This is a genomic window from Streptomyces mangrovisoli, from assembly GCF_000974985.2.
Classification (GTDB): domain Bacteria; phylum Actinomycetota; class Actinomycetes; order Streptomycetales; family Streptomycetaceae; genus Streptomyces; species Streptomyces mangrovisoli.
In genome coordinates, this window is the sequence record NZ_LAVA02000097.1 from 218,693 (window position 1) to 239,870 (window position 21,178).

Genomic DNA, 21,178 nt, shown 5'->3' on the forward strand with positions numbered 1-21,178 from the left:
CGACAGTATGCCCGTTACGCTCCGCTCGGCCGCGTGCAGGTACCGCCTACCCGACCCGCGTCCCTGCCGGGCGCCTCTCGTCGGCGACCTTCGCGTTCGGGGTGCTGCGCACGGCGACACAGGCGATGTCGTCGCCCAGCTTGCCTTCGCTGTGATCGAGCAGGGCTCGGTGCAGCAGCCTGAGGAACTCCTCCGGCGAACCGGCCGCCGCCTGTGCGGCCCAGTCTGCGAGCGGGAAGAACACACCCTTCGGATCGCGGGTCTCGGTGACACCGTCGGTGTAGAGCAGCAGCAGGTCGCCGTCCATCAAGGGGAACTGGCCGATGTGGTAGTCGCCGCCGACAAGTGCCGCCATGTTGATGGGCGGTGACGGCACGTCGGGTTCCAGGGCCCGGATCGCGCCGCCACGCAGAAGAAGGGCGGGCGGGTGTCCGCAGTGGAGGATGGACACAGACCCGCCGGCCGACGGGAACTGGGCGATGACCGCGGTGGCGAAGCGCTCGGCGGCGTCGTCGGACGGGGCGTCGGCCGTGTAGCGGGCCATGGCCGTGTCCAGCCGTCGGGCGAGTTGCGCGAGGCCGGGAGCGTCGTAGGCCGCTTCGTGGAACGAGCCGAGGATGGCGGCCGTGACGCCGACCGCCCGCAGTCCCTTCCCGCGGACGTCGCCGAGCACCAGGCGCAGGCCGTGGTCGGTGTCCGCCACCGCGTAGAAGTCCCCGCCGATCCGGGCCTGGGGTGCGGCCGCGAGATAGAACGTCGCGATCTCCAGACCGCGGATCCGGCTCGGGACCGGCCTGAGCAGAACCTCCTGCGTGGTGTCGGCCACCGCGCGGACCTCGGCGAGGGTGTGCTCGCGCTGCGTCCGCAGGTGACTGGCGTAGGCGGCGGCGAGGGTGACGGCGCCGATCGCGCCCGCGGTGTATCCGGCGGAGACGTCCGAGAAGGCCAGGCCATGGGCGAGCACCGCGACCAGGCAGACCAGGCCCAGGACGGCGGTCGCCCCGACCGACCAGACCGACGCGGCGAGCGCCGGCGCGGTCGGCAGCAGCCGGGTGAAGGCGACCTCCGGCGGGGTGAAGGCGGCCAGCAGTCCCAGTACCGCCGTCAGGGCGACCGGGGCCAGCATCACGGGGCCCCGACGCCAGATCTCGACCCATTTCGTTCTGAACCGTCTCAAAAGACCCACAAGGGCGGATGGTAGACGGTGGCCGGGCTCGCACCATGGATCAAGCGGCCGCCGGGGCGCCGGGCCGACCCCGAACGGCGGCCGACCTCGATCGCGGGCCGACCCCGATCGGCGGTCTCGCCGCGTGACTCCGGGAGCGAAGCGCGTCAGCGGGCGGCTCCCGTCTCCACCGGCCGGGACCCGTCCCGGCTGTACGCGGACCATCCGCCCACGAACAGCCGTCCCTCGCCGAGGCCCGCGTGTTCGAGGGTCAGGAGATTGTGGCAGGCCGTCACCCCCGAGCCGCAGTACGAGACGACCCGCGACGCGGTGTCCCGGTCCACCCCCGCGGCGGCGAAGTTGTCCCGGATCCGCTCCCTCGGCACCAGGTGTCCCCGGCCGTCCAGGTTCTCCCGGCACGGGACGTTCACCGCACCGGGCACGTGGCCCGGGCGCGGGTCGACCGGGTCCAGCTCTCCGGCGAAGCGGTCACGGTTGCGGGCGTCCACCGCCAGGGCACGCGGCCCCAGGACCCCGTCGATGTCCACCAGGCGCTCCACCGGCCAGGGGCGGGTCGCGAAGTCGCCCTGGGCGGGCGCCGGTTCGTCCGCCGTCAGGGAGCCGGGGTACGCCTCCGCGTAGGCCGCCAGTCCGCCGTCGAGGACCGCCGCGCGGCGGCCGGTGGTCCGGATCATCCACACGAGCCGGGCCGCGATGACCCCGCCCTGATCGTCGTAGGCCACCACGATGTCGCCGTCGTCGATCCCCAGCGACCGCATCCCCTCGGCGAACACCTCCGGCGAAGGCAGCGGGTTACGGCCACCCGCCGGCGTGGCCGGCCCCGTCAGCACGCGGTCGAGATCCACGAACACGGCGCCCGGCAGGTGTCCGCGCTCGTAGGCGGCGCGCCCCGAACGGCCGTCCAGGTACCACCTCATGTCCGCCAGAACCACGCGCCCGGGAAGACCGTCCAGCTCCTCGACCCGCACGAAAGCCGGCAGGTGTCCGCGCTCGTAGGCGGCGCGCCCCGAACGGCCGTCCAGGTACCACCTCATGTCCGCCAGAACCACGCGCCCGGGAAGACCGTCCAGCTCCTCGACCCGCACGAAAGGCGGGACATCCGCGATGTCACTCATGCCGGCACCCTAGGTCGGTGTCCATTATTCGAGCAAGATCGTTTCTCATGTTGAGACAGTCGCCGATCTCTGCCGCCGGGCCTTCCGACCGACGGCCGCACGAGGCCGGGCGCCGGTCACGTGACGGACCGTACGGCCGCCGGCGCCTGTCGCGTGAGTGACGGGCGCACGGCCGCGGGCGCCCGCGCCGCCACCGCACAGCGCCGTCCCCTAATGTGCCGCCATGCCTCACGAGCTCGGCGCTCCCGTGCCCGCCCCTCTGGGCCGCATAGCGGACCTTCTCGGCGCCACCGTCCTGCCCGCCTCCCGTCGGCCCACCCTCGTCAGCGAGGTCGTCATCGCCGAACCCGGCGACCTGCTCACCGCCTCCCCCGGCACGCTGGTGCTGGCCGTCGGCGCCCGTGCCGACGACCTCCCCGCCCGTCTCGGCGAGGACGCCGTCATCGCCGTACGACAGGACCCCGCACTCCCCCGGGCGGCGGAGCGGAGCGGCGCGACCCTGCTCGTGGTGGCGCACGGCACGCGCTGGGACGAGGTCGCCGCCGTCGTGCAGGGCGAACTCGCCCGCGCCGCCGCCGCGGACAGCCCCTCGCACGGCGACCTCTACTCCCTCGCCCAGACCGTCGCCGCCCTCGCCGGCGGTCCCGTCAGCATCGAGGACACCGCCCACCGGGTGCTGGCCCACGCCGGATCGGTGGACGAGACCGACGAGTTGCGCCGCCGCTCCGTGCTCGGCCGGGCCTGCCCGGAGCCGTATCTCGCGCTGCTGCGAGAGGAGGGGGTCCACCGCAGGGTCCGCGAGAGCGAGGACGTGGTGGAGGTCGGCGCGCGACCCGACATCGGCGCCCGCCGCAGACTCGTCGTCGGCATCCAGGCGGGCCTGCGGCCCCTCGGCACCATCTGGCTCCAGGAAGGCGACGGCCCGCTCGCCGAGCAGGCCGGGGAGATCCTGCGCGGGGCGGCCCGCCTCGCCGCCGGCCGGCTGGTCGACCACTACTACCTCGGGGATCCCACCAGCCGCGTCCGCTCCCGCGACGACCTCGCGCACGGCCTGCTCACCGGCCGCTTCAACGCGCGGGCGCTCGCCGTCCACCTCGGCGTGCCGCCCACGGCCGGGGCCTCCGTCGTCGCCGTCGACCTGCGCGACGACCCCGACGGCGATACGACGGCGTCGGACGCCCGCCTCGCCGAGGCCTCCGGGATGGTCGCGGTGCACGCCGCCGCGTACCGCAGGAACGCCCTGGTCGCCCAGGCCTGCGGGCAGATCTACGCCATGCTCCCGGAGACCGGCACCGCGGACGCGCAGGGCGCACTGCTGCGCTGGGCCGGGGACCTGGTGGCGGTGTTGCGCGCGCACACGAGGACACCGGTGCAGGCGGTGGTCGCGGGGACCGCGGCCCGTCTCGACGACATCCCCGAGGTGAAGCTGCGTGGCCACCACGGGCTGCAGATCCTCTCCCGCACCCCGGACCGACTGGTCGCCTCGCACCAGGGGCTCACCTCCTCGCTCATGGTCCGCGAGGCGCTCGACGTGCTGGCGCGGCACGGCGGGGTGCGCCACCCGGGGCTCGCCACGCTGGTCGCCCACGACCGCGCGCACAGTACCGAGATGGCCCGATCCCTGCTGCTCTACCTGGACGCGTTCGGTGATGTGGGCGTCGCGGCGAAGGAGTTGAACGTCCATCCCAACACCCTGCGCTACCGGGTCCGCAAGGCCGTGGCCGTGGCCGGACTGGATCTGGAGGATCCCGAGCACCGGCTGGCGGCGATGATCGGCCTGCGGCTGCTGACCCGAGCGGACGAAGAGGCCGGAAGCAGCCCGTACTTCCCGCACTGAGCGCCCCGAGCAGATCATCGGCCGCCCGGCATCGTCCGCGCGGACAACAACGAGCGCCGTACGTCTGCCGTTTCGACAGGATGCGGCGCACCCCCCGATGCCTAGGTTTCAGCCACCACTGATCGCTGAAGCCACGGACCGCCGAAGCACCGGTCGTCCCGGCGGCCGGTGGCCGAAGCCGTCGATCGCTGAAGGGGAGACAACTCATGCGTCGCACCCGTCTGTTCCGTCTCGGGGTGCCGCTCGCGGCCGGGGCCTTGGCCCTGTGTGCGTGCGGCAGCCGGGACAAGGGAGCAAGCGCCTCGGGAACGAGCGCCACCACCACCGTCACCATCGGGTTCGACGCGCCGCTGTCGAAGGACCTGGCGGCGGTCGGGCTCGGCATGAAGAACGCGGCCGAACTCGCCGTGAACCAGGCCAACAAGAACCACACCGTGCCGGGTGTGACCTTCAAGCTCGCCGCGAAGGACGACCAGGCCACCCCCACCATCGGCCAGCAGAACGCGGCCGCCTTCGCCGCCGACGACGACGTGGTGGGCGTGGTCGGCGCCTACAACTCCTCGGTGTCGGCCGCGATGCAGTCGACGCTGCACCAGGCGGGGATCGTCCAGATCTCGGGCGCCAACACCAACCCGGCCCTGACCCGCGGGGCCGACTACAAGAGCGCGCCCAAGCGGCAGTTCGACAACTACTTCCGCGTGATCACCACGGACGACGTGCAGGCCCCCGTCGCCGCCGAGTACTTCTACCAGGATCTCGGCATCAAGAAGGTGGCCGCGGTCGACGACAAGAAGGTCTACGGCGCCGGTCTGGTCAAGGAGTTCACCGAGGCGTTCACCGCGCTCGGCGGCAAGGTAGTCGTGCACCAGAGCATCAACCCGGACGAGAGCGACTACGCGTCGGTCGTCGGCACCGTCAAGTCCTCCGGCGCTCAGGGGGTCTACTACGGCGGCGAGTACCCGCAGGCGGGCGCGCTCAAGAAGCAGCTGGTCGCGGCAGGGTTCGACGGCCCGCTCGGCGGCGGTGACGCCGTGAAGGACGACGCGGTCATCCCGCTGGCCGGCACCAAGGCCGCCGACGGCATCTACACCACATCCGACGGCCGCCCGGTGGAGGACCTGGCCTCGGCGAAGAGCTTCATCAGCGCCTACAAGGCGGCCGGTTACGACGAGCCGTACGGCGTCTTCGGCGCCTACACCTACGACGCCACCAACGCCCTCATCCAGGCCGTCAAGGCGGCCGCCGACACCGGGGCGCCGGCCGCGAAGGAACTGCGGCCCAAGGTCGTCAAGGCCATGGGATCCGTGACCTTCACCGGGGCCACCGGCCAGGTCGGCTTCGACGAGTACGGCGACAGCGTCAACAAGGTGATCAGCATCAACACCGTGAAGAACGGCGCCTGGCAGGACGGGATCAAGGTCTTCACCAAGTGACCGCCACCGAACTCACCCAGCTCCTCGCCGACGGACTGATCCTCGGCTCCATGTACGGCCTGATCGCGGTCGGTTACACGATGGTCTACGGCATCCTCCAGATCATCAACTTCGCGCACGGCGAGATCTACATGCTCGGCGGCTTCGGCGCCCTGTTCGTCTACGCATGGGTGCCGGGGCTGCGGGCGATCCCGCTGTGGGCCGCGCTGCCCGTCCTGCTCGTCGTCGCCGTCGCGGTGTCGGTCGCCGCCGCGACGGGCGCCGAGCGCTTCGCCTACCGCCCGCTGCGCGGCGCGCCCCGGCTCGCCCCGCTGATCAGCGCCATCGGACTGTCCCTGTTCCTGCAGCAGGTCGTCTTCAACTTCTTCACCCTGCCGGGCAGTTCGATGGGCGTCACCGCGCCCGTCCCGTTCCCGCAGTTCGAGACGGCGCCGCTCGACCTGGCCGGCGTGCAGGTGTCCGTCGCCGGGCTGCTCACGCTCGCCCTGGCCGCCTTCGGCATGGTGGCGCTGACCTGGTTCGTCCGGCGCACCCGCACCGGCCGGGCCATGCAGGCCACCGCCCAGGACCCCGCCACCGCCCGGCTGATGGGCATCGACACCGACCGGATCATCGTGATCGCCTTCGCCATCGGCGCCGCGCTCGCCGCCGTCGCCTGCGTCACCCAGGGCCTCAGGCTCGGCACCGTCTCGTACAACATGGGCTTCATCACCGGCCTGAAGGGCTTCACCGCGGCCGTCCTCGGCGGCATCGGCAACATCCAGGGCGCCATGGCGGGCGGTGTGGTCCTCGGCCTCGCCGAGTCGCTGGCCTCCGGGGCGCTCCCGCACATCGACGCGCTGGCCATGTTCAGCGGCTCGGTCTGGAAGGACGTCTGGGCCTTCGTGATCCTCATCGTCGTCCTGCTGATCAGACCCCAGGGCCTGTTCGGCGAACGCGTCGCGGACCGGGCGTGATACGGATGAACAAGCACCTCACGGCGGCCGGCGCCGCCCTCGCACTGATCTCTCCCTTCCTCGCCTGGACCTGGACCCCCCTCTACCCCGGCGACCTCACCCTCTACGGCTACCCGGGCGGCAGCCAACTGGTCACACTCGTCTGCGCGTTGACCGCCACCGCACTGCTCGCCGCACCACGCCTGGCGCCCGCCGGGGCGGTCCGCGCACTGCGGGCCGCCTCCCTCGCCGCCCTCACCACCACGTGGGTGACCGTCGTGGCGATCGCCGTCGACCTCGGGGGCGTGGTCAACCTGGAGCCGGGCGCCTGGCTCGCGGCCGGCTCCACGGCGCTGCTCGCCGTCGGCGCCCACCGGCTCCCCGACGACACCCTGGACCCGCCACGGCCCGTCCCGCGCCTGCCCCGCTGGGCCGAAGTCCTCGTCATCACGGCCGTGTTCGTGCTCGCCATGTACGTCCTGACGTACGGCATCACCACCGGCTCCCCCGAGGAATTCCTGGCGTTCCTGCCGGCCGCCCTCTTCCTCGGGCGCGCCCTGACCGTGTCCGGACTCGGCGCCGCACTCGGCGCGCTGACCGCGCGCAACCGCACCGCCACCGCCGTCGCCGCGCTCGCGGCCGCCCTCGTCTTCCCGTTCACCCAGTCCGACGGCCAGTACACGGCCATCGCCGACAACATCCTCATCTTCGCCGCCGTCGCCCTCGGCCTGAACATCGTCGTCGGCCTGGTCGGACTGCTCGACCTCGGCTACGTCGCCTTCCTCGGCACCGGCGCCTACACCGCGGCCCTGGTCTCCGGCTCCAGCTTCTCCACCCTGGACATCGGCCCGCTGCCGTTCTGGGCGACCGCGCTGCTCGGCATGGCGGTCTCGCTCGTCGCGGGCATCGTGATCGGCGCGCCCACCCTGCGACTGCACGGCGACTACCTCGCCATCGTCACCCTGGGCTTCGGCGAGATCTTCCGGATCACCGTCAACAACCTCGACGGCAGCTCCGGACCGTCCCTGACCAACGGGCCCAACGGCATCAACTCGGTCCCGGACATCAACGTGCTCGGCTTCGACTTCGGGGCCGAACACCACATCCTCGGCGTGGAGTTCGGCCGGTTCGCCAACTACTACCTGCTGCTCCTGGCGGTCATCGCCCTGGTGGTCTTCCTCTACTCCCGGGTCGGCGACTCCCGTATCGGCCGGGCCTGGATCGCCCTGCGCGAGGACGAGAAGGCCGCCACCGCCATGGGCATCGAGGGCTTCCGCTTCAAGCTGCTCGCGTTCGCCATGGGCGCGTCCCTCGCGGGCCTCGCCGGCACGGTGATGGCCCACCTCCAGACCAACGCCGTACCCGACAACTACAAGTTCGCCGACACCGCCCCGCCCAACTCCGCCTTCCTGCTGGCCGCCGTCGTCCTCGGCGGCATGGGAACCGTCTCCGGACCGCTGGTCGGCGCGGCACTGCTCTACCTCATCCCCGCGAAGTTCGAGTTCTTCAGCAAGTACCAGATGATGCTGTTCGGCCTCGCCCTCGTCGTCATGATGATCTACCGCCCCGAGGGCCTGATCCCCGACCGCAAACGGCAGTTGGAGTTCCACGAAGAGGCGGTCACCACATGAGCACCCTGCTGCGGGCCGACGGCGTCACCATGCGCTTCGGCGGACTCACCGCCGTCGACCGCGTCGACCTGACGGTCGACAGCGGCGAGATCGTCGGCCTCATCGGCCCCAACGGCGCCGGGAAGACGACCTTCTTCAACTGCCTGACCGGCCTGTACGTCCCCACGGAGGGCGAAGTCCGCTTCCGGGGAGCGCTGTTGCCGCCCCGGCCCGCCAAGGTGACCCGCGCGGGCATCGCCCGCACCTTCCAGAACATCCGCCTGTTCGCGGGCATGACCGTGTTGGAGAACGTCATGGTCGGCCGCCACACCCGCACCAGGGAGGGACTCCTGTCCGCCATCGGACGCGGCCCGCGCTACCGCCGTACGGAGCGTGAATCCCGCACGGTGGGACGGGAGTTGCTCGAATTCGTGGGCCTCGGCGGACACGCGCGGGAGACGGCCCGCAATCTCTCCTACGGCGGCCAGCGCCGCCTGGAGATCGCCCGCGCCCTCGCCTCCGACCCCGGCCTGCTGCTCCTCGACGAGCCGACCGCGGGCATGAACCCCCAGGAGACCAGGGAGACGGAACAACTGGTCTGCGCGATCAGGGACCGGGGCGTGGCCGTCCTCGTCATCGAGCACGACATGCGCTTCATCATGAACCTCTGCGACCGGGTCGCCGTTCTCGTCCAGGGTTCGAAACTCGTGGAGGGCGCCCCCGCCGACGTACAGGCCGATCCCCGAGTCGTCGAGGCGTACCTCGGCGCGCCCCAGGAGGAGACCGCGTGAGCGCGCTGCTCGAAGTCGACGACCTGCGGGTGGCCTACGGGAAGGTGGAGGCCGTCAAGGGCATCTCCTTCACCGTCGAGGAAGGCGAGGCCGTCACGCTGATCGGCACCAACGGGGCCGGCAAGACCACCACCCTGCACACGCTCAGCGGGCTGCTGCGCCCCGCGGGCGGCTCGGTGCGCTTCCGGGGCGAGGACCTCGCGGGCGTCCCGGCCCACCGGGTGGTCGCGCTCGGCCTCGCCCACTGCCCGGAGGGCCGGCACATCTTCCCGAGCCTGACGGTCGAGGAGAACCTGTTCCTCGGGGCGTACCTGCGCAAGGACGCCCCGGGGATCGCCGACGACCTGGAGCGGGCCTACACCCTGTTCGAACGGCTCAGGGAACGCCGGGCACAGGCCGCGGGCACCCTGTCCGGCGGCGAACAGCAGATGCTCGCCATGGGGCGGGCGCTGATGTGCCGCCCGGCCCTGCTGATGCTCGACGAGCCGTCCATGGGACTCTCGCCGATCATGATGCGGAAGATCATGGACACGGTCGCCGAGCTCAGACGGACCGGCACCACGATCCTCCTCGTCGAACAGAACGCCCGAGCGGCCCTCGCGCTGGCGGACCGCGCGTACGTGATGGAGACCGGGCGGATCGTCCTGGAGGGCACGGGCACGGAACTGGCCCGCGCGGAGAGCGTGCGCAAGGCGTATCTGGGCGAGGACTGATCCTCGGCGGCGGGGGCGGGGGCGGTGAGCCCCCCTCCTCGTCGGCGCCGCGCCCTGCCCTCCCGCGGGGCCGCCGCCGAGGGCATCACATCGATCGCCTCGTCGGGACGGCCCACTCTCCCCGGGAGCAGCGCGAGTTCCACCCCTCCGATGCCGGGGCGCATCCGCGTTCCTGCTCTACTCTGCGGTGCATGGACCGCACGCGCTCCGCGTCACCTGTCTCCTTCGGGCACACCGCACTCCGCGCGACCCCACCGTGGCGTACGACCGTGCCGGCGGCCCTTGTCCCCCACGGGTTCCCAGGCCCGGCGGGCCTCACCGACCACCCCGTCCCGGAGTCCGCATGACCGACGACGCCTCGTCCGCCGCTTCCCCGGAGCCCGCGGCCACCGCCCCGGCCACGGACACGGCCGCCGCGGACTTCAGCACCAGCCGCCTGGAGGCCTTCAGTGACGGCGTCTTCGCCATCGCGATCACGTTGCTGGTCCTGGATCTCCACGTTCCCGAACCCGACACCCTGCACGGCCAGTCGCTCGGCGCCGCGCTCGGCCACCAGTGGCCGTCCTACTTCGCCTATCTCGTCAGCTTCCTCGTCATCGGCATCATCTGGATCAACCACCACGCCATGTGCGCCCTGGCACGCCGGGTGGACCGCCGGACCCTGTTCGCCAACCTCTTCCTGCTCCTGACCGTCTCCGTCATCCCCTTCCCCACCCGCCTGCTCGCCACCTACCTCACCGCCCGCAACAGCGACGCCCACACCGCCGCCGCGATCTACGCCGCCACCATGGTCGCCATGGGCATCGCCTTCAGCCTGCTGTTCCTCGCCTTCACCCGCGATGCCCGCACCCTGAACACCCCCATCCCGCCCGAGGCCCTGCGCGCGGCGCTGCGCCGCTTCAGCATCGGCGGCCTGTGCTACCTCGCCACGGTCGGCATCGCCTACCTCAGCCCGGTGGCCATGCTGGCCACCCACGCCCTGCTGGCCGTGTACTACTGCTTCGACCAACTCGCCCCGGCCCGCGTCACAAGAGCGGGCTGAGGACGGCGTCGGCGTGTTCCGCGTGCCGTCGCGACCACGCGCACGGCATTGTCAGTGGTGGCAGGCAGGATGAGAGGCATGACAACACCTGCAGCAGTGATCACGGATGCCGCCGCCTACGCACAGGCCGTCGAGGACGCCGTGAAGGCGTCGGCCGCCTACTACGCGGGCGGTTCGTCGCCGCTCGACGACGACTCCTACGACCGGCTGGTGCGCGGCATCGCCGCGTGGGAGGCCGAGCATCCTGAGCAGCTGCTGCCCGAGTCTCCGACTGGGAAGGTCGCCGGTGGCGCCGTGGAGGGCGATGTCCCGCACACGGTGGCCATGTTGAGCCTGGACAACGTGTTCTCGCCGGAGGAGTTCACCGCATGGACCGCCTCCCTGGCCCGCCGTATCGGGCACGAGACCGAGCGGTTCAGCGTCGAACCGAAGCTGGACGGGCTCGCGGTCGCCGCCCGTTACACGGACGGCCGCCTGAGACAGCTGATCACCCGCGGCGACGGAACGGCCGGGGAGGACGTCTCGCACGCGATCGGCACGATCGAGGGCCTGCCGGGCCAGCTCGGCGAGCCGGTCACCGTCGAGGTCCGGGGCGAAGTCCTGATGACGACCGCCCAGTTCGAGCACGCCAACGAGGTGCGCACCGCGCACGGCGCGCAGCCGTTCGCCAACCCGCGCGGCGCCTCCGCGGGCACCCTGCGCGCCAAGGAGCGCGCCTACACCGTGCCGATGACGTTCTTCGGCTACGGCCTGCTGCCCATGCCCGGTACCGAGGCGGAGCTCGCCACGCGCCTGGGCGGGCTCGCCCACAGCGAGCTGATGGCGCAGGCGGCGACCTACGGGATCAACACCACCGCCACCACCGCGGTGCCGGGCGTCACGGCCGACTCGGTGGAGCAGGTGCTCGCCCGGGTGCAGGAGATCGCCGCCCTGCGGGCCGAACTGCCCTTCGGGATCGACGGCATCGTCATCAAGGCCGACCTGGCCGCCGACCAGCAGGCGGCGGGATCGGGCACGCGCGCCCCGCGCTGGGCGATCGCCTACAAGCTGCCCGCGGTGGAGAAGATCACCCGGCTGCTGGAGGTGGAGTGGAACGTGGGCCGCACCGGCATCATCGCCCCGCGCGCCGTCCTGGAGCCGGTCGAGATCGACGGCGCCACGATCACGTACGCCACCCTCCACAACCCGGCCGACATCACCCGCCGCGATCTGCGTCTGGGCGACCACGTGATGGTGCACCGGGCCGGCGATGTCATCCCGCGCATCGAAGCGCCCGTCGCCCACCTGCGCACCGGCGACGAGCAGCCCATCGCCTTCCCCGAGACCTGCCCGCGCTGCGGGGCCGGCATCGACACCAGCGAGCAGCGCTGGCGCTGCGAGAACGGACGCAACTGCCATCTGGTGGCCGCCCTGTCCTACGCGGCCGGCCGCGACCAGCTCGACATCGAGGGCCTCGGCCACACCCGCGTCGTCCAACTCGTCGACGCCGGCCTCGTCGCCGATCTGGCCGACCTGTTCGCCCTCACCCGCGAGCAGCTCCTCGGCCTGGAGCGGATGGGGGAGACCAGCACCGACAACCTGCTCGCGGCGATCGCCGCGGCCAAGGGCCAGCCGCTGTCGCGGGTGCTGTGCGCGCTCGGCGTCCGCGGCACCGGCCGCTCCATGTCCCGCCGGATCGCCCGGTACTTCGCCACCATGGACAACATCCGCGCCGCCGACGCAGAAACGATGCAGCGGGTCGAGGGAATCGGTACCGAGAAGGCCCCGTCCATCGTCGCCGAACTCGCCGAACTGGCCCCCCTGATCGACAGACTCGTCGCGGCCGGGGTGAACATGACCGAACCGGGTGCCACCCCGCCGGCTCCCGAGGACGCCGAGAGCGGCGACGGGGACGAGGGCGCCGCGCCGGCGGGCGGACCGCTGGCCGGGATGACGGTGGTCGTCACCGGGGCGATGACCGGCCCGTTGGAGAAGCTCAGCCGCAACCAGATGAACGAGCTCATCGAACGGGCCGGCGGCCGCTCCTCCTCCAGCGTCTCCAAGAAGACGACCCTGGTCGTCGCCGGGGAGGGCGCGGGGTCCAAGCGCGCCAAGGCCGAGGATCTCGGCGTCCGCCTGGCCACTCCGGACGAGTTCGCCGCGCTGGTCGCCGACCTCCTCGACTAGACGTCCGAGCGCACCCGGCCCCGCCCGTGGCCCATGAGGACGGTCGTCCGGCGGGGAGCTCCATGGCTCCCCGCCGACGGAAGCGAGCACCGCTCACACGTCACCCCCGCAGCGCCCCGTACGGCCCCGCCTGGCCTCCCCGGTCCAGCCGCGCCCCTCTGCCCGCGGCGCGCCATGACCGCCGCGAACCCGTCAGCGCCCCGGCCGCCACATCGTGGTGATCACGTGGCCGGTGGCGACGGTGATCGTGTCGCGTGCGGTGAAGCCCACGCTTTGATAGCGGGCGTTGTTCGAGGGGTTGGAGGACTCCAGGTAGGCGGGAGCCCCCAGCGCGTCGATGCGGGCGAGGCTCTCGGCCAGCAGACCCATGCCCAGGCCTTTGCCGCGGTGGTCGTCGTGGACGCCCAGCAGGGTCAGGTAGAAACAGGGCTCGTCGGGGTGGGCGGCCGCCAACTGGTCGTTGATGGTCAGGATGGCCTCGGCGACCTCGGCACCGGCCTGCCGGACCAGCAGGGGCCCGAGTTCGTCCGTCTCCTGGGGCGTGAGTTCGGTGCCGCCCGGCGGAATCCACACGGCCACCGCTTCCGCATCCGGGGTGACGAGCGTCCGGGAGTAGCGCAGCGCGGAAGTGACGTAGAGGCGCCACATGGCCGCCGCCTGCACCGCGCGCTCCCGTTCGTCGGGGAAGGCCGGGCCCCAGAGCGGGTCGTGGAAGAACGCGGTGGTCACGGTGGAGACGATGGCATCGATGTCCGCCGCGGTGGCTGTCCGGGCCGCGACGGACCTGTCTTTGCTGGTCATCCACCCACGATATCCGCCACATACGCCTTTCAGCTCGACGGATTCCGTTGACTTCGCCCGCCCGGAACGGCCGCGTCCGGTCTCACACAGGACGCTGCTCGGCGGGTGCCGTCGCCTCCGCGACAATCGCCTGGAGGGCCGCGATGTGCCCGTTGAAGGCGTCCCGGCCCGCGTCGGTGAGCCGGGCACGGACCTTGCGGCGGGTGCCGCTGAGGCGGCGTTCCGTGGCGATGTAGCCAGCCTCTTCGAGGGTCGCGAGCTGCTTCGACAAGGCCGAGTCGGACAGCGCGAGGCGGTCCTTGAGAAAGGCGAACTCCGCCCAGTCGGCCGCCGCCAGGGTCGCCACCAGGGTCAGCCGGGTGCTGGGGTGGATGAGCTCGTCGAACCGCGCCTGCGTCATGCCCGCACCCAACGGCACAGCACGCGCAGGATCTCCGGCCCGCCGAACCCGACGATCGCCGCGACCAGCACGGAGGCCCAGATGCCGGCATGGCCTGCGCCGTCGGCGTCCAGCGCGAGGGCGGCAAGCACGGTGAGTGCGACGAGCGCGAGCAGCATGCCGACGACCACCAGCGGGATACGGCGTCCGGCGACCGCGGCACTCACCTGCACCTGATCCGTACGGCGGCGTCCGCTCAGCAGCCGCGAGGCGACGACGGAGTGCCCGGCGCCGAAGGCGGCGGTCGCCATCCCGGCCAGCCAGGACGGCGTCTCCGCGCCGAGCACACCCAGCACGACCCATCCGGCGGCCATGCCCCACCAGTATCCGCGGGGCAGACCGACCTCCTCGGCCACCTGACGCCGGGCACGGTCGGCCGCGTCGAGAGCGGAGCGGGCCTGCTCCGGAGCGATGTTGTCCACCACGAGACCTCACTTTCCTATCGGGAAAGTAAGCATCTCTCTTTCCTGTCAGGAAAGTCAAGGGGTGGGCCCGGACCCGGGCGAGCAGATCCGGACGGCAGGCCCTACCCGTCTCCCATCGCCAGGTAGTCGTCCGGCGGGATCTGCTCGATGTTCCGCAGCACGAAAGCGCTCGCACTTGCCCCCAGTGCGCCGGCGACTGCGCCGGACGTCGCCGCGAGCAGGACATCGGGATGGGAGCCGGACGGGTCGCTCAGCGCGCTGAGCGACAGATAGGCACCCAGTACGGCGCCCAGCAGCACCGCGCGGCGGTCGGAGTGCCAGCGCGCCGAGAACCCCTCGCTCTCCTCCACCGCCCGCGCGATGGCGACGGCAAGGGGCCCGGCGTCCGGCCGATTCACGATCTTGGTGGTCTGATCCGTCGTCGGAACCTCCCGGAAGACCAGGCTTCCGATGTCGCCGAGTTCCTGGATGTCCCGGTCTCGGACATGCTGCTCATCCCCTTCGGGTCGGAGGTGACCGCGGCTTCGGCGGTGTCTCACCCTTCGTCGAAGACGAGGTTCTCCGGGGGCTCCGTCATGCGTACCGTCTGGCCGTTGCTGACCTCGATCACGTTGTGCAGGCCCACGCAGCGTTTACCAGTGGACAGGATCGTGAAGCGGTCCTGGATGCCGGCGAGGTAGGCCGGGAAGCAGGCCACCGAGGGGTTCTCGAGCTGGAGGTAGTCGACGAGCCGGCGGAAGAGCTTCGGGAGCAGTACGACGTCGTCGGTGATCGACGACAGTCCGGTGACCTTCGCCCCGCTGGTGGTGGTGTCGCTCGGCCACAGCCCGAGACCCGCTGTCTGCGCCTGGCGGGCGGCAGTCGTCAACTCCGTGCGCAGACTCGGGAACAGGCTCCGGTAGAACGTGGGGTAGACCAGGCCCGTGGTGACCAGGTGGTGGTTGGCCGTCTGCTGGAGCATGGCGACGTCCACGTCCACATCGACACCGCTCGCGCCCACGGAGGCACCGCGCCCGGCCAGGGCGATGCACCGGCCGTGGATGTCGGCGCCACTGGTGAGGACGTAACCCGGGACCGTGTCGGGTACGGCGGCGGTCACCGTCTCGTCCGGTCCCTGCTGGACGTCGGTGAACCCCAGCCAGCCGAGCAGCTCGTCGCGTGCGGCATGGGCGAACTGCAAGGGCTGGTGGACGCGGTGGGGACCGTAGTGGGTCTCGGGGGCGTCGATCGCGTCCAGGCGGAGGGCGGCGCGACCCAGCGCGTCGTGCTTGACCGCGCGGCCCCTGCTGTTCACGAGGTCCCAGTCCTGCGGATCCGTGGGCGTGAACCGGACCGTGTCACCGTCCGGTTGGGTTCCCTTGATCTGGAAGGCTCCGTTGATCAGAAGCATCGTCATGTCGGTCACCCCTCCAACAGGGTTGTTCGACGAGTCCAACAGGGTTGCTCGACGGGCGGGTTGTCCGGATGCAGGGCCCTTCACGGCGGGCCTCGACCTCGCCTCGGCCCTGGGTCCCCGCCTCAGCCCTGGGCCGCCGCGAGCCGGAGCCATGTCTGATGGCCGACGATCCCGTCCGCCGTCAGCGAGTTGTCGGTCTGGAACCACTTCACCGCCGCCCCGGTGAGGGGACCGAAGTTCCCGTCGACGACGAGCGGCGGCTGCCGGCCGAGGGCGTTCAGCCGGAGCTGGATGTTCTTCACGCCTTCGCCGACGGTCCCGTTCCGGGCGAAGGGCTGGTCCGCCGCGAGGCGTTCCGCGCGGTTCGGGTGGTCGGCGAGCCACTGGGCGAGATCGTCGGGCAGGTCGACCGGCCCGTGCTCCTCGCCGGTCCGCCAGCCCTCGACCCGCTGGATCTCCTGGGCGAACACGGTGATCTGGCCGTCGTCGAGTGCGCTGAGGGGCGTGTCGGTGCCGACGCCCAGGGTGTCGGCGACGCGTTGGGCGTACGCCTGCGGGTCGTTCGCACCGTGCCCGGCGGGGGCGTAGGCCCGCATGACATCGAGCACGGTCTTTTCGCGGCGGTTCGACAGATACTGCCGGACGGCCTCGAACCCGGTCTGCTCGTCGGGGAAGACGGCGAAGATGTCGTTGTGCTTCCCCGCGTAGGCGCCGTACCGCTCCGCCTCGCCGGAGCTGATGATGTTTCCCGGATTGCGGTCGTTCCACGACGCCGTGCCTCCCGTCCGCATCACGTCGTCGAAGAAGACGTGGTCGACTCCGAGGATGCTGACGACGTCACCGGCTTCCACATCGGACACATCGGCCCAGGGCATGGGGTCCTCCTCGGTGGGATGTCAAAGCGCCGTGCGCCAGGGGAGAAGGTCGAAGAAGTGGTGTTCGGCCGCCGGCTCGTAGCGCAGCAGACCGACACGGCGCGGGACCCGGGACGAGGTCACCCACCTGAACGCCTCCTCTCCGGCCTCGGCCAGGGATTCGGACACCGCGCCGTGCCAGTGACCGGCGTCGGCGAGCGGATCGTCCGCCGGCTGGGACGCGGGAGTGGACCCGGGGGCGGTCTCGGGGCCGGTCTCGGGGGCAGACCCGGGAGCGGACTCGGACAGGCCGACCGGCAGGTACAGCCGTGTGACGCCCTTGTCGGCGCAGGCCCGCGCGAGCAGACGGCCGGTGAGCCCGTTGGCGTCCTCGCTGCCGGGCGCGAAGTGCGCCAGCACCACCCGCAGGGGCGGTTCGCCGACACAGGGCCAGCTCTGCGCGTAGTCCGCGCTCTCCGCCTGCCCCGTCTCACCGCTGTCACGAGGGCCGTACGGCACTTCGGCCCCGCCGTCGGCATCGGGGCGCGGGCCCCGGTCGAAGTACGCCCAACGCCAGCCGTCCAGGCGCCCGTCGGCGTTGCCCGCCTCGGCACCCTGCGCCCAGGCCTCCGCGTAGTCGGGGCTGCGGACGAGTGGGGTCGGGGGTGTGGTGGGCGGCCTGCTGATGCCCGCGTCGTAGCCGTTCTGCCAGGCGCCGATCCGGACCGGCAGGAAGTCGCCCGGCTCCGTGGGGACGGGATAGGGATTGCCGTGCATGGCTAAGCTCCTTCCCCGGTTCACCAGTTGGGCTTGGCGACATCGCCGTAGGACCAGCTGGAGCCCTTCGACATCTCGAAGTGCAGGTGTGGTCCGGTGGCGTTGCCGGTGGCACCGACCTTGCCCAGTTGCTGGCCGGCGGTGACCTTCTGGCCGTCCTTGACCTGGCGTTGGGAGAGGTGGCAGTAGGTGTAGACGTGGTGGTTGTCGGCGCGCAGGCCGATCCACTGGCCGTAGGCGCCGCCGTTGGCATTGGACCAGGCGACGGTGCCGTCGCGCACGGCGACCACGGGGACGCCCGGCTGGGCCGCGAAGTCCTGGCCGGTGTGGCGGCCGACGCCGTCGGGCTTCCAGGCGTAGGGACCGCGGGAGAAGAACTCGAAGGTGACCTTGTGCCCAGGCACCGGGGACGGCACATGTCCGTTGCCGTGCGGGTGCGTCGGGGGAGCGCCGACGCGGAACCCGGCCTTGGCGCCGAGCTTGGTCAGGGAGACCCTCCCGGGGATGCCGTCGGCCGCGTCGCCCTTGAAGCCCTGGGCGAGTTGCTCGGCCCGGTAGGCGGCCTTGGTCTGCTCGCCGAAGTGGCCCGTCGCACCACCGGGGATCGGATGCCCCTGCGCGATCAACGCCTTCTGGACGGTGCGTATGTCGTCGTTCGTCTTGCCGAACTGGACGTTGGACAGTGCGACCATGACGGCTCCCTTCCTGTCGTCCGTCAGTCCCAGGGGGTGACGGTGAGCCGGATGCGGGCGTCGTCCCCGAGGATCGGGGCGGCGGTGGCGGGCAGTCGGATGTGGTTCACCCAGAGGTCGGGGGCGGGGTTCTCGTCGCCGAGGGCGCTCCGGCCGTCAGGCCGGTAGTCGCTGATCGGGCCGGTGATCGTGGAGTTCCAGGTGGCGGAGAGTGCGGGCGCGGTGGAGCGCGTGGGCGCGGTGGAGGGTTCGGGCCCGGCGGCGGGGTCAGGTCCGGCGACGAAGTCGGGTCCGGCAGCGGGGCCGGCGCCCACGTCGACGATGAGGATGTCGTCGAAGTCCGCGGTCTGTTCCAGGTGGTCGTTGAAGCTCAGCAGTCCGTCGTGCCGTTGCAGCGACAGGATGCGCAGGTGCAGCGCGTAGCGCAGGGTGTCGGAGTTCTCGGCACGCAGGCCGCTGTGGAGGAAGGTGTCGACCAGGGGGAGGCAGGTCTCGCCGTCCGCGCCGCCGCCCAGGCCGCCGTCGGCGTTCTGCAACTGGATCGGACACCACTGCGCGCTCGTCCGTTCGTGCGTGACGATCTGCAGACCGCGTACCGACAGCCGTACCTCGGCCTGCCACGCCGTGTCGCCGCGCGGGGGCAGGTGCGCGCCCACGAGCGCCGCCTCCACCCGGAGGTCGCCGAACAGGAATCGGCGTAGATTCTGGTAGCCCTCCTCGGAGTTGACGAGGCCGTAGCGTCCGCTGTGGCTGCGGTGCACATACGACTGGTGGGCACCGGGAACGTAGGCGTTGTCGATCTGCACCAGCCCGTCGCTGCGCGGCCCGACCGTGGCCGCCGACAGGCCGTACGCCACCTCGTAGTCCGTCGGGTCGGTGCCGATCAGGCAGAAGACGCGGTTCCGGGGGAAGGCGAGCGGCTGCTCCGGGGGCATCGCGCGGGGGTCCCAGGACACTGGCGGCCCGTCGGGGTCGGTGAGTGTCTTCGGCGTCAGGTACTCGTACATCCGCCGCGGCCCGAAGATGTCGGCGCCGTTGACGCCGGTGAGGTCGCGCAGCCGTTCCAGCACGCCGTGTCCGACGTCGAAGGCGATGCCGCCGTGCGGGGTGCCGTAGGTGAAGAACTTGCCGACGACCTCGGCGGGGTCCCGGCCCAGGTCGGGCAGGATCTTCTGGATCAGGCAGCGGCAGACGAGTCCGCCCATGGAGTGGGCGACCAGGTGGACCTGGGGCGCGCCGGACTTCTCCTTGATCGTCTCGATGAGCCGCAGCAGGTCCTCCGCGGCCGTCTCCAACCGGAACTCGTGCGGGTGGGCGCCCCAGGTGGTCGCGGACGCGTCGTAGAAGCGGTGGATCCAGATGCTGTCGGGCGGTATCCGGGGGTGGGTGGCCAGGTAGAGCTCCTGGCCGCCGTCGACGATGATCTGGTAGCCCTCGTCCAGGTGCAGCCGCAGCAGCGGGCTCTCGAACTGGTAGAAACTCGGTGCGTCGTCCGCTCCGATACGGATGTGGGTGGAACCCTCGTTGAATCCGTAGAACGGGTCCGTCACGACCTTGTCGATGCCGGCCGTGTTGCCGGCGTATCCGCGGACGTAGACGATGGGCAGCTTCGGGGCCGGTGCCATGCCGTCCTCCAGGAGGGCTGGGTCAGCATTCGCCCACACCGGGCAGCCAGGCGTCCGGGTGGTCGACGAAGATGTTGGACAGGTAGCCGCCGAGGGCCGGAACGTAGGACCAGGCGTCGTTGACATGGCCGGCGGTGCTCACCGTGTCGCCCCGGGTCTGGCACTGCACCGTCACCCGTGTCGGGCCGGGCAGCACGGCGACGACTGGGGCGTCGAGGCGGGGCGCCGACCTGACGTTGACGGAGGTTCCCCAGGTGACGAAGTCGGTGGTCGCGGCGTCGCCCCCGCCGTCGGCGTCACCCCCGCCGTCCGGACTCTCGCCGAAGGCGGCCAGCCGCCAGTCCTGCGGGTCGTCGCAGAGCGGGTCGGCGACCACGGAGAGGTGGAAGTGCTTCTCGTGGGGGTTGGGCCCGTCGTACGGCGCCCACTGCCAGTCGTTGCGGGTGGCGATACGGCGATTCGCTATGACGTACTTGACGCGCGGGTCGCGGCTGTCCAGCACCTGGTCGGCCATCTGCTGGATGTCGAGGCCGTGGGCCGGATCGTGGGTGAAGTCACGAGCGGTGACGATCCCCGGCCCGTACCAGGGGTTGTGGTCGCTGTCGCGCGTCTGGTGGGCCGCGTCGCCGATGCCGCCGTCGGAGAGGATGCTGCGTCCGGGGAAGTGCTCGTCGAACTGACGCCGAAGCGTCTCCAGGCTCTCTGCGACACGCCAGGACATGGCGGCCTCCGGGTGCGGTCGGGGGATCGGGGGGGTGGGCGGTGGGGCGGTCGATGGGGTGCTCGATGGGATGTCCTGGGCCGATCAGCCAGATGGCCGATCCGCCGATCGGTGTGTTCGGTCAGCCGTTCAGTCGACGTGGTACTCGACGTAGTAGTAGGAGTGCTCCTCCTCGGAGTGGGCGAGCTTGGAGAGGCTGCCGCTGCCCTGCTCGTCCTCGGTGATGGTGACCGAGCCGAGGAGGTCGTCGGCCGAGACGTCGTCCTGGTCCCACAGGAAGACGTCCTGCGAGCCGTCCACGGTGAGCTGGACGCCCAGCGGGATCTGCGCGCCGGCGCCCGCGGAGAACGTGGATCCGCCGGGCCACACCGCGTGGTCCGCTCCGGCGTTCGAATCGGTGGTGACGTACAGATCGTCCGGCTCGTCGTCCAGTGCGGACTGGATCATCTGGCCGACGTCCGGGTTGCCGGTCACCTGCTGGAGGACGGACCCGCCCGGCACCAGGTTGTAGACGGGCTGAAGCAGGCCGTCGATCACTCCCGCCAGGGAGAAGTCGGTCGAGGTCGAGGGCCGCAGACATACGATCTCGTCGATGGTCGCCGTGGCAGTCATCCTGTGCT

21 protein-coding genes are annotated in these 21,178 nt (G+C 71.4%); 8 read left to right on the top strand and 13 right to left on the bottom strand.

Going from position 1 to position 21,178, the window contains the following annotated elements:
- Nucleotides 1-46 precede the first annotated feature (46 nt).
- Both WN71_RS33365 and WN71_RS33370 read right to left on the bottom strand, forming a co-directional pair.
- Nucleotides 47-1,126: a PP2C family protein-serine/threonine phosphatase gene (locus WN71_RS33365; RefSeq protein ID WP_206300206.1), complete on the bottom strand. Its 1,080-nt coding sequence runs from the start codon at nt 1,124-1,126 to the stop codon at nt 47-49.
- Nucleotides 1,127-1,332: 206 nt separating this feature from the next.
- The gene (locus WN71_RS33370) at nt 1,333-2,301 is read right to left on the bottom strand and encodes a sulfurtransferase (protein WP_206300207.1); all 969 of its coding nucleotides are present in this window, start codon (nt 2,299-2,301) and stop codon (nt 1,333-1,335) included.
- A 223-nt stretch (nt 2,302-2,524) separates the two neighbouring features.
- On the opposite strand from WN71_RS33370, the gene WN71_RS33375 reads away from it, so the two are divergent.
- From WN71_RS33375 to ligA, 8 genes are all read left to right on the top strand, one after another.
- Complete coding sequence (locus tag WN71_RS33375; RefSeq protein WP_052743276.1) at nt 2,525-4,138, top strand: PucR family transcriptional regulator; 1,614 nt, start codon at nt 2,525-2,527, stop codon at nt 4,136-4,138.
- Between the two features lie 206 nt (nt 4,139-4,344).
- On the top strand, nt 4,345-5,571 hold the full coding sequence (locus tag WN71_RS33380; protein ID WP_046592922.1) for a branched-chain amino acid ABC transporter substrate-binding protein: 1,227 nt from the start codon (nt 4,345-4,347) through the stop codon (nt 5,569-5,571).
- A 50-nt stretch (nt 5,572-5,621) separates the two neighbouring features.
- The gene (locus WN71_RS33385; protein WP_046592939.1) at nt 5,622-6,527 is read left to right on the top strand and encodes a branched-chain amino acid ABC transporter permease; all 906 of its coding nucleotides are present in this window, start codon (nt 5,622-5,624) and stop codon (nt 6,525-6,527) included.
- A 5-nt stretch (nt 6,528-6,532) separates the two neighbouring features.
- Nucleotides 6,533-8,137, top strand: a complete 1,605-nt coding sequence (locus tag WN71_RS33390) for a branched-chain amino acid ABC transporter permease (protein ID WP_052743275.1) — start codon at nt 6,533-6,535, stop codon at nt 8,135-8,137.
- Nucleotides 8,134-8,907: an ABC transporter ATP-binding protein gene (locus tag WN71_RS33395; RefSeq protein ID WP_046592920.1), complete on the top strand. Its 774-nt coding sequence runs from the start codon at nt 8,134-8,136 to the stop codon at nt 8,905-8,907. The genes WN71_RS33390 and WN71_RS33395 overlap by 4 nt, the downstream gene beginning before the upstream one ends.
- Nucleotides 8,904-9,620: an ABC transporter ATP-binding protein gene (locus WN71_RS33400; protein WP_046592919.1), complete on the top strand. Its 717-nt coding sequence runs from the start codon at nt 8,904-8,906 to the stop codon at nt 9,618-9,620. The genes WN71_RS33395 and WN71_RS33400 overlap by 4 nt, the downstream gene beginning before the upstream one ends.
- Nucleotides 9,621-9,963: 343 nt before the next feature.
- Nucleotides 9,964-10,662, top strand: coding sequence for a TMEM175 family protein (locus WN71_RS33405; protein ID WP_052743274.1), 699 nt, complete (start codon nt 9,964-9,966; stop codon nt 10,660-10,662).
- Between the two features lie 78 nt (nt 10,663-10,740).
- The gene (gene ligA, locus WN71_RS33410; RefSeq protein ID WP_079178308.1) at nt 10,741-12,828 is read left to right on the top strand and encodes an NAD-dependent DNA ligase LigA; all 2,088 of its coding nucleotides are present in this window, start codon (nt 10,741-10,743) and stop codon (nt 12,826-12,828) included.
- 192 nt (nt 12,829-13,020) lie between these two features.
- Here the strand turns inward: ligA and WN71_RS33415 are convergent, their stop codons facing one another.
- The 11 genes from WN71_RS33415 to WN71_RS33465 form a co-directional block, all read right to left on the bottom strand.
- A complete protein-coding gene (locus WN71_RS33415; protein ID WP_046592917.1) occupies nt 13,021-13,629 on the bottom strand; it encodes a GNAT family N-acetyltransferase in 609 nt (202 codons plus the stop codon).
- An 82-nt stretch (nt 13,630-13,711) separates the two neighbouring features.
- Nucleotides 13,712-14,029 (bottom strand): transcriptional regulator, encoded by a 318-nt coding sequence (locus WN71_RS33420; protein ID WP_046592916.1) that lies wholly within the window; start codon nt 14,027-14,029, stop codon nt 13,712-13,714.
- Nucleotides 14,026-14,493 (bottom strand): hypothetical protein, encoded by a 468-nt coding sequence (locus tag WN71_RS33425; RefSeq protein ID WP_240529858.1) that lies wholly within the window; start codon nt 14,491-14,493, stop codon nt 14,026-14,028. The genes WN71_RS33420 and WN71_RS33425 overlap by 4 nt, the downstream gene beginning before the upstream one ends.
- 101 nt (nt 14,494-14,594) lie before the next feature.
- Nucleotides 14,595-14,891, bottom strand: a complete 297-nt coding sequence (locus WN71_RS33430) for a hypothetical protein (RefSeq protein ID WP_143074906.1) — start codon at nt 14,889-14,891, stop codon at nt 14,595-14,597.
- A gap of 137 nt (nt 14,892-15,028) precedes the next feature.
- Nucleotides 15,029-15,889, bottom strand: coding sequence for a thermonuclease family protein (locus WN71_RS33435; protein WP_046592936.1), 861 nt, complete (start codon nt 15,887-15,889; stop codon nt 15,029-15,031).
- A 122-nt stretch (nt 15,890-16,011) separates the two neighbouring features.
- The gene (locus WN71_RS43010) at nt 16,012-16,764 is read right to left on the bottom strand and encodes a peptidoglycan-binding protein (protein WP_052743273.1); all 753 of its coding nucleotides are present in this window, start codon (nt 16,762-16,764) and stop codon (nt 16,012-16,014) included.
- Between the two features lie 21 nt (nt 16,765-16,785).
- Nucleotides 16,786-17,520, bottom strand: coding sequence for a hypothetical protein (locus WN71_RS33445; protein ID WP_046592914.1), 735 nt, complete (start codon nt 17,518-17,520; stop codon nt 16,786-16,788).
- A gap of 20 nt (nt 17,521-17,540) precedes the next feature.
- Nucleotides 17,541-18,212 (bottom strand): M23 family metallopeptidase, encoded by a 672-nt coding sequence (locus WN71_RS43295; protein WP_046592913.1) that lies wholly within the window; start codon nt 18,210-18,212, stop codon nt 17,541-17,543.
- Between the two features lie 23 nt (nt 18,213-18,235).
- Nucleotides 18,236-19,837, bottom strand: coding sequence for an esterase/lipase family protein (locus tag WN71_RS33455; RefSeq protein WP_046592912.1), 1,602 nt, complete (start codon nt 19,835-19,837; stop codon nt 18,236-18,238).
- Nucleotides 19,838-19,859: 22 nt separating this feature from the next.
- A complete protein-coding gene (locus tag WN71_RS33460; RefSeq protein ID WP_046592911.1) occupies nt 19,860-20,558 on the bottom strand; it encodes an SH3 domain-containing protein in 699 nt (232 codons plus the stop codon).
- A 129-nt stretch (nt 20,559-20,687) separates the two neighbouring features.
- Nucleotides 20,688-21,170 (bottom strand): hypothetical protein, encoded by a 483-nt coding sequence (locus WN71_RS33465; RefSeq protein WP_046592910.1) that lies wholly within the window; start codon nt 21,168-21,170, stop codon nt 20,688-20,690.
- Nucleotides 21,171-21,178 lie beyond the last annotated feature (8 nt).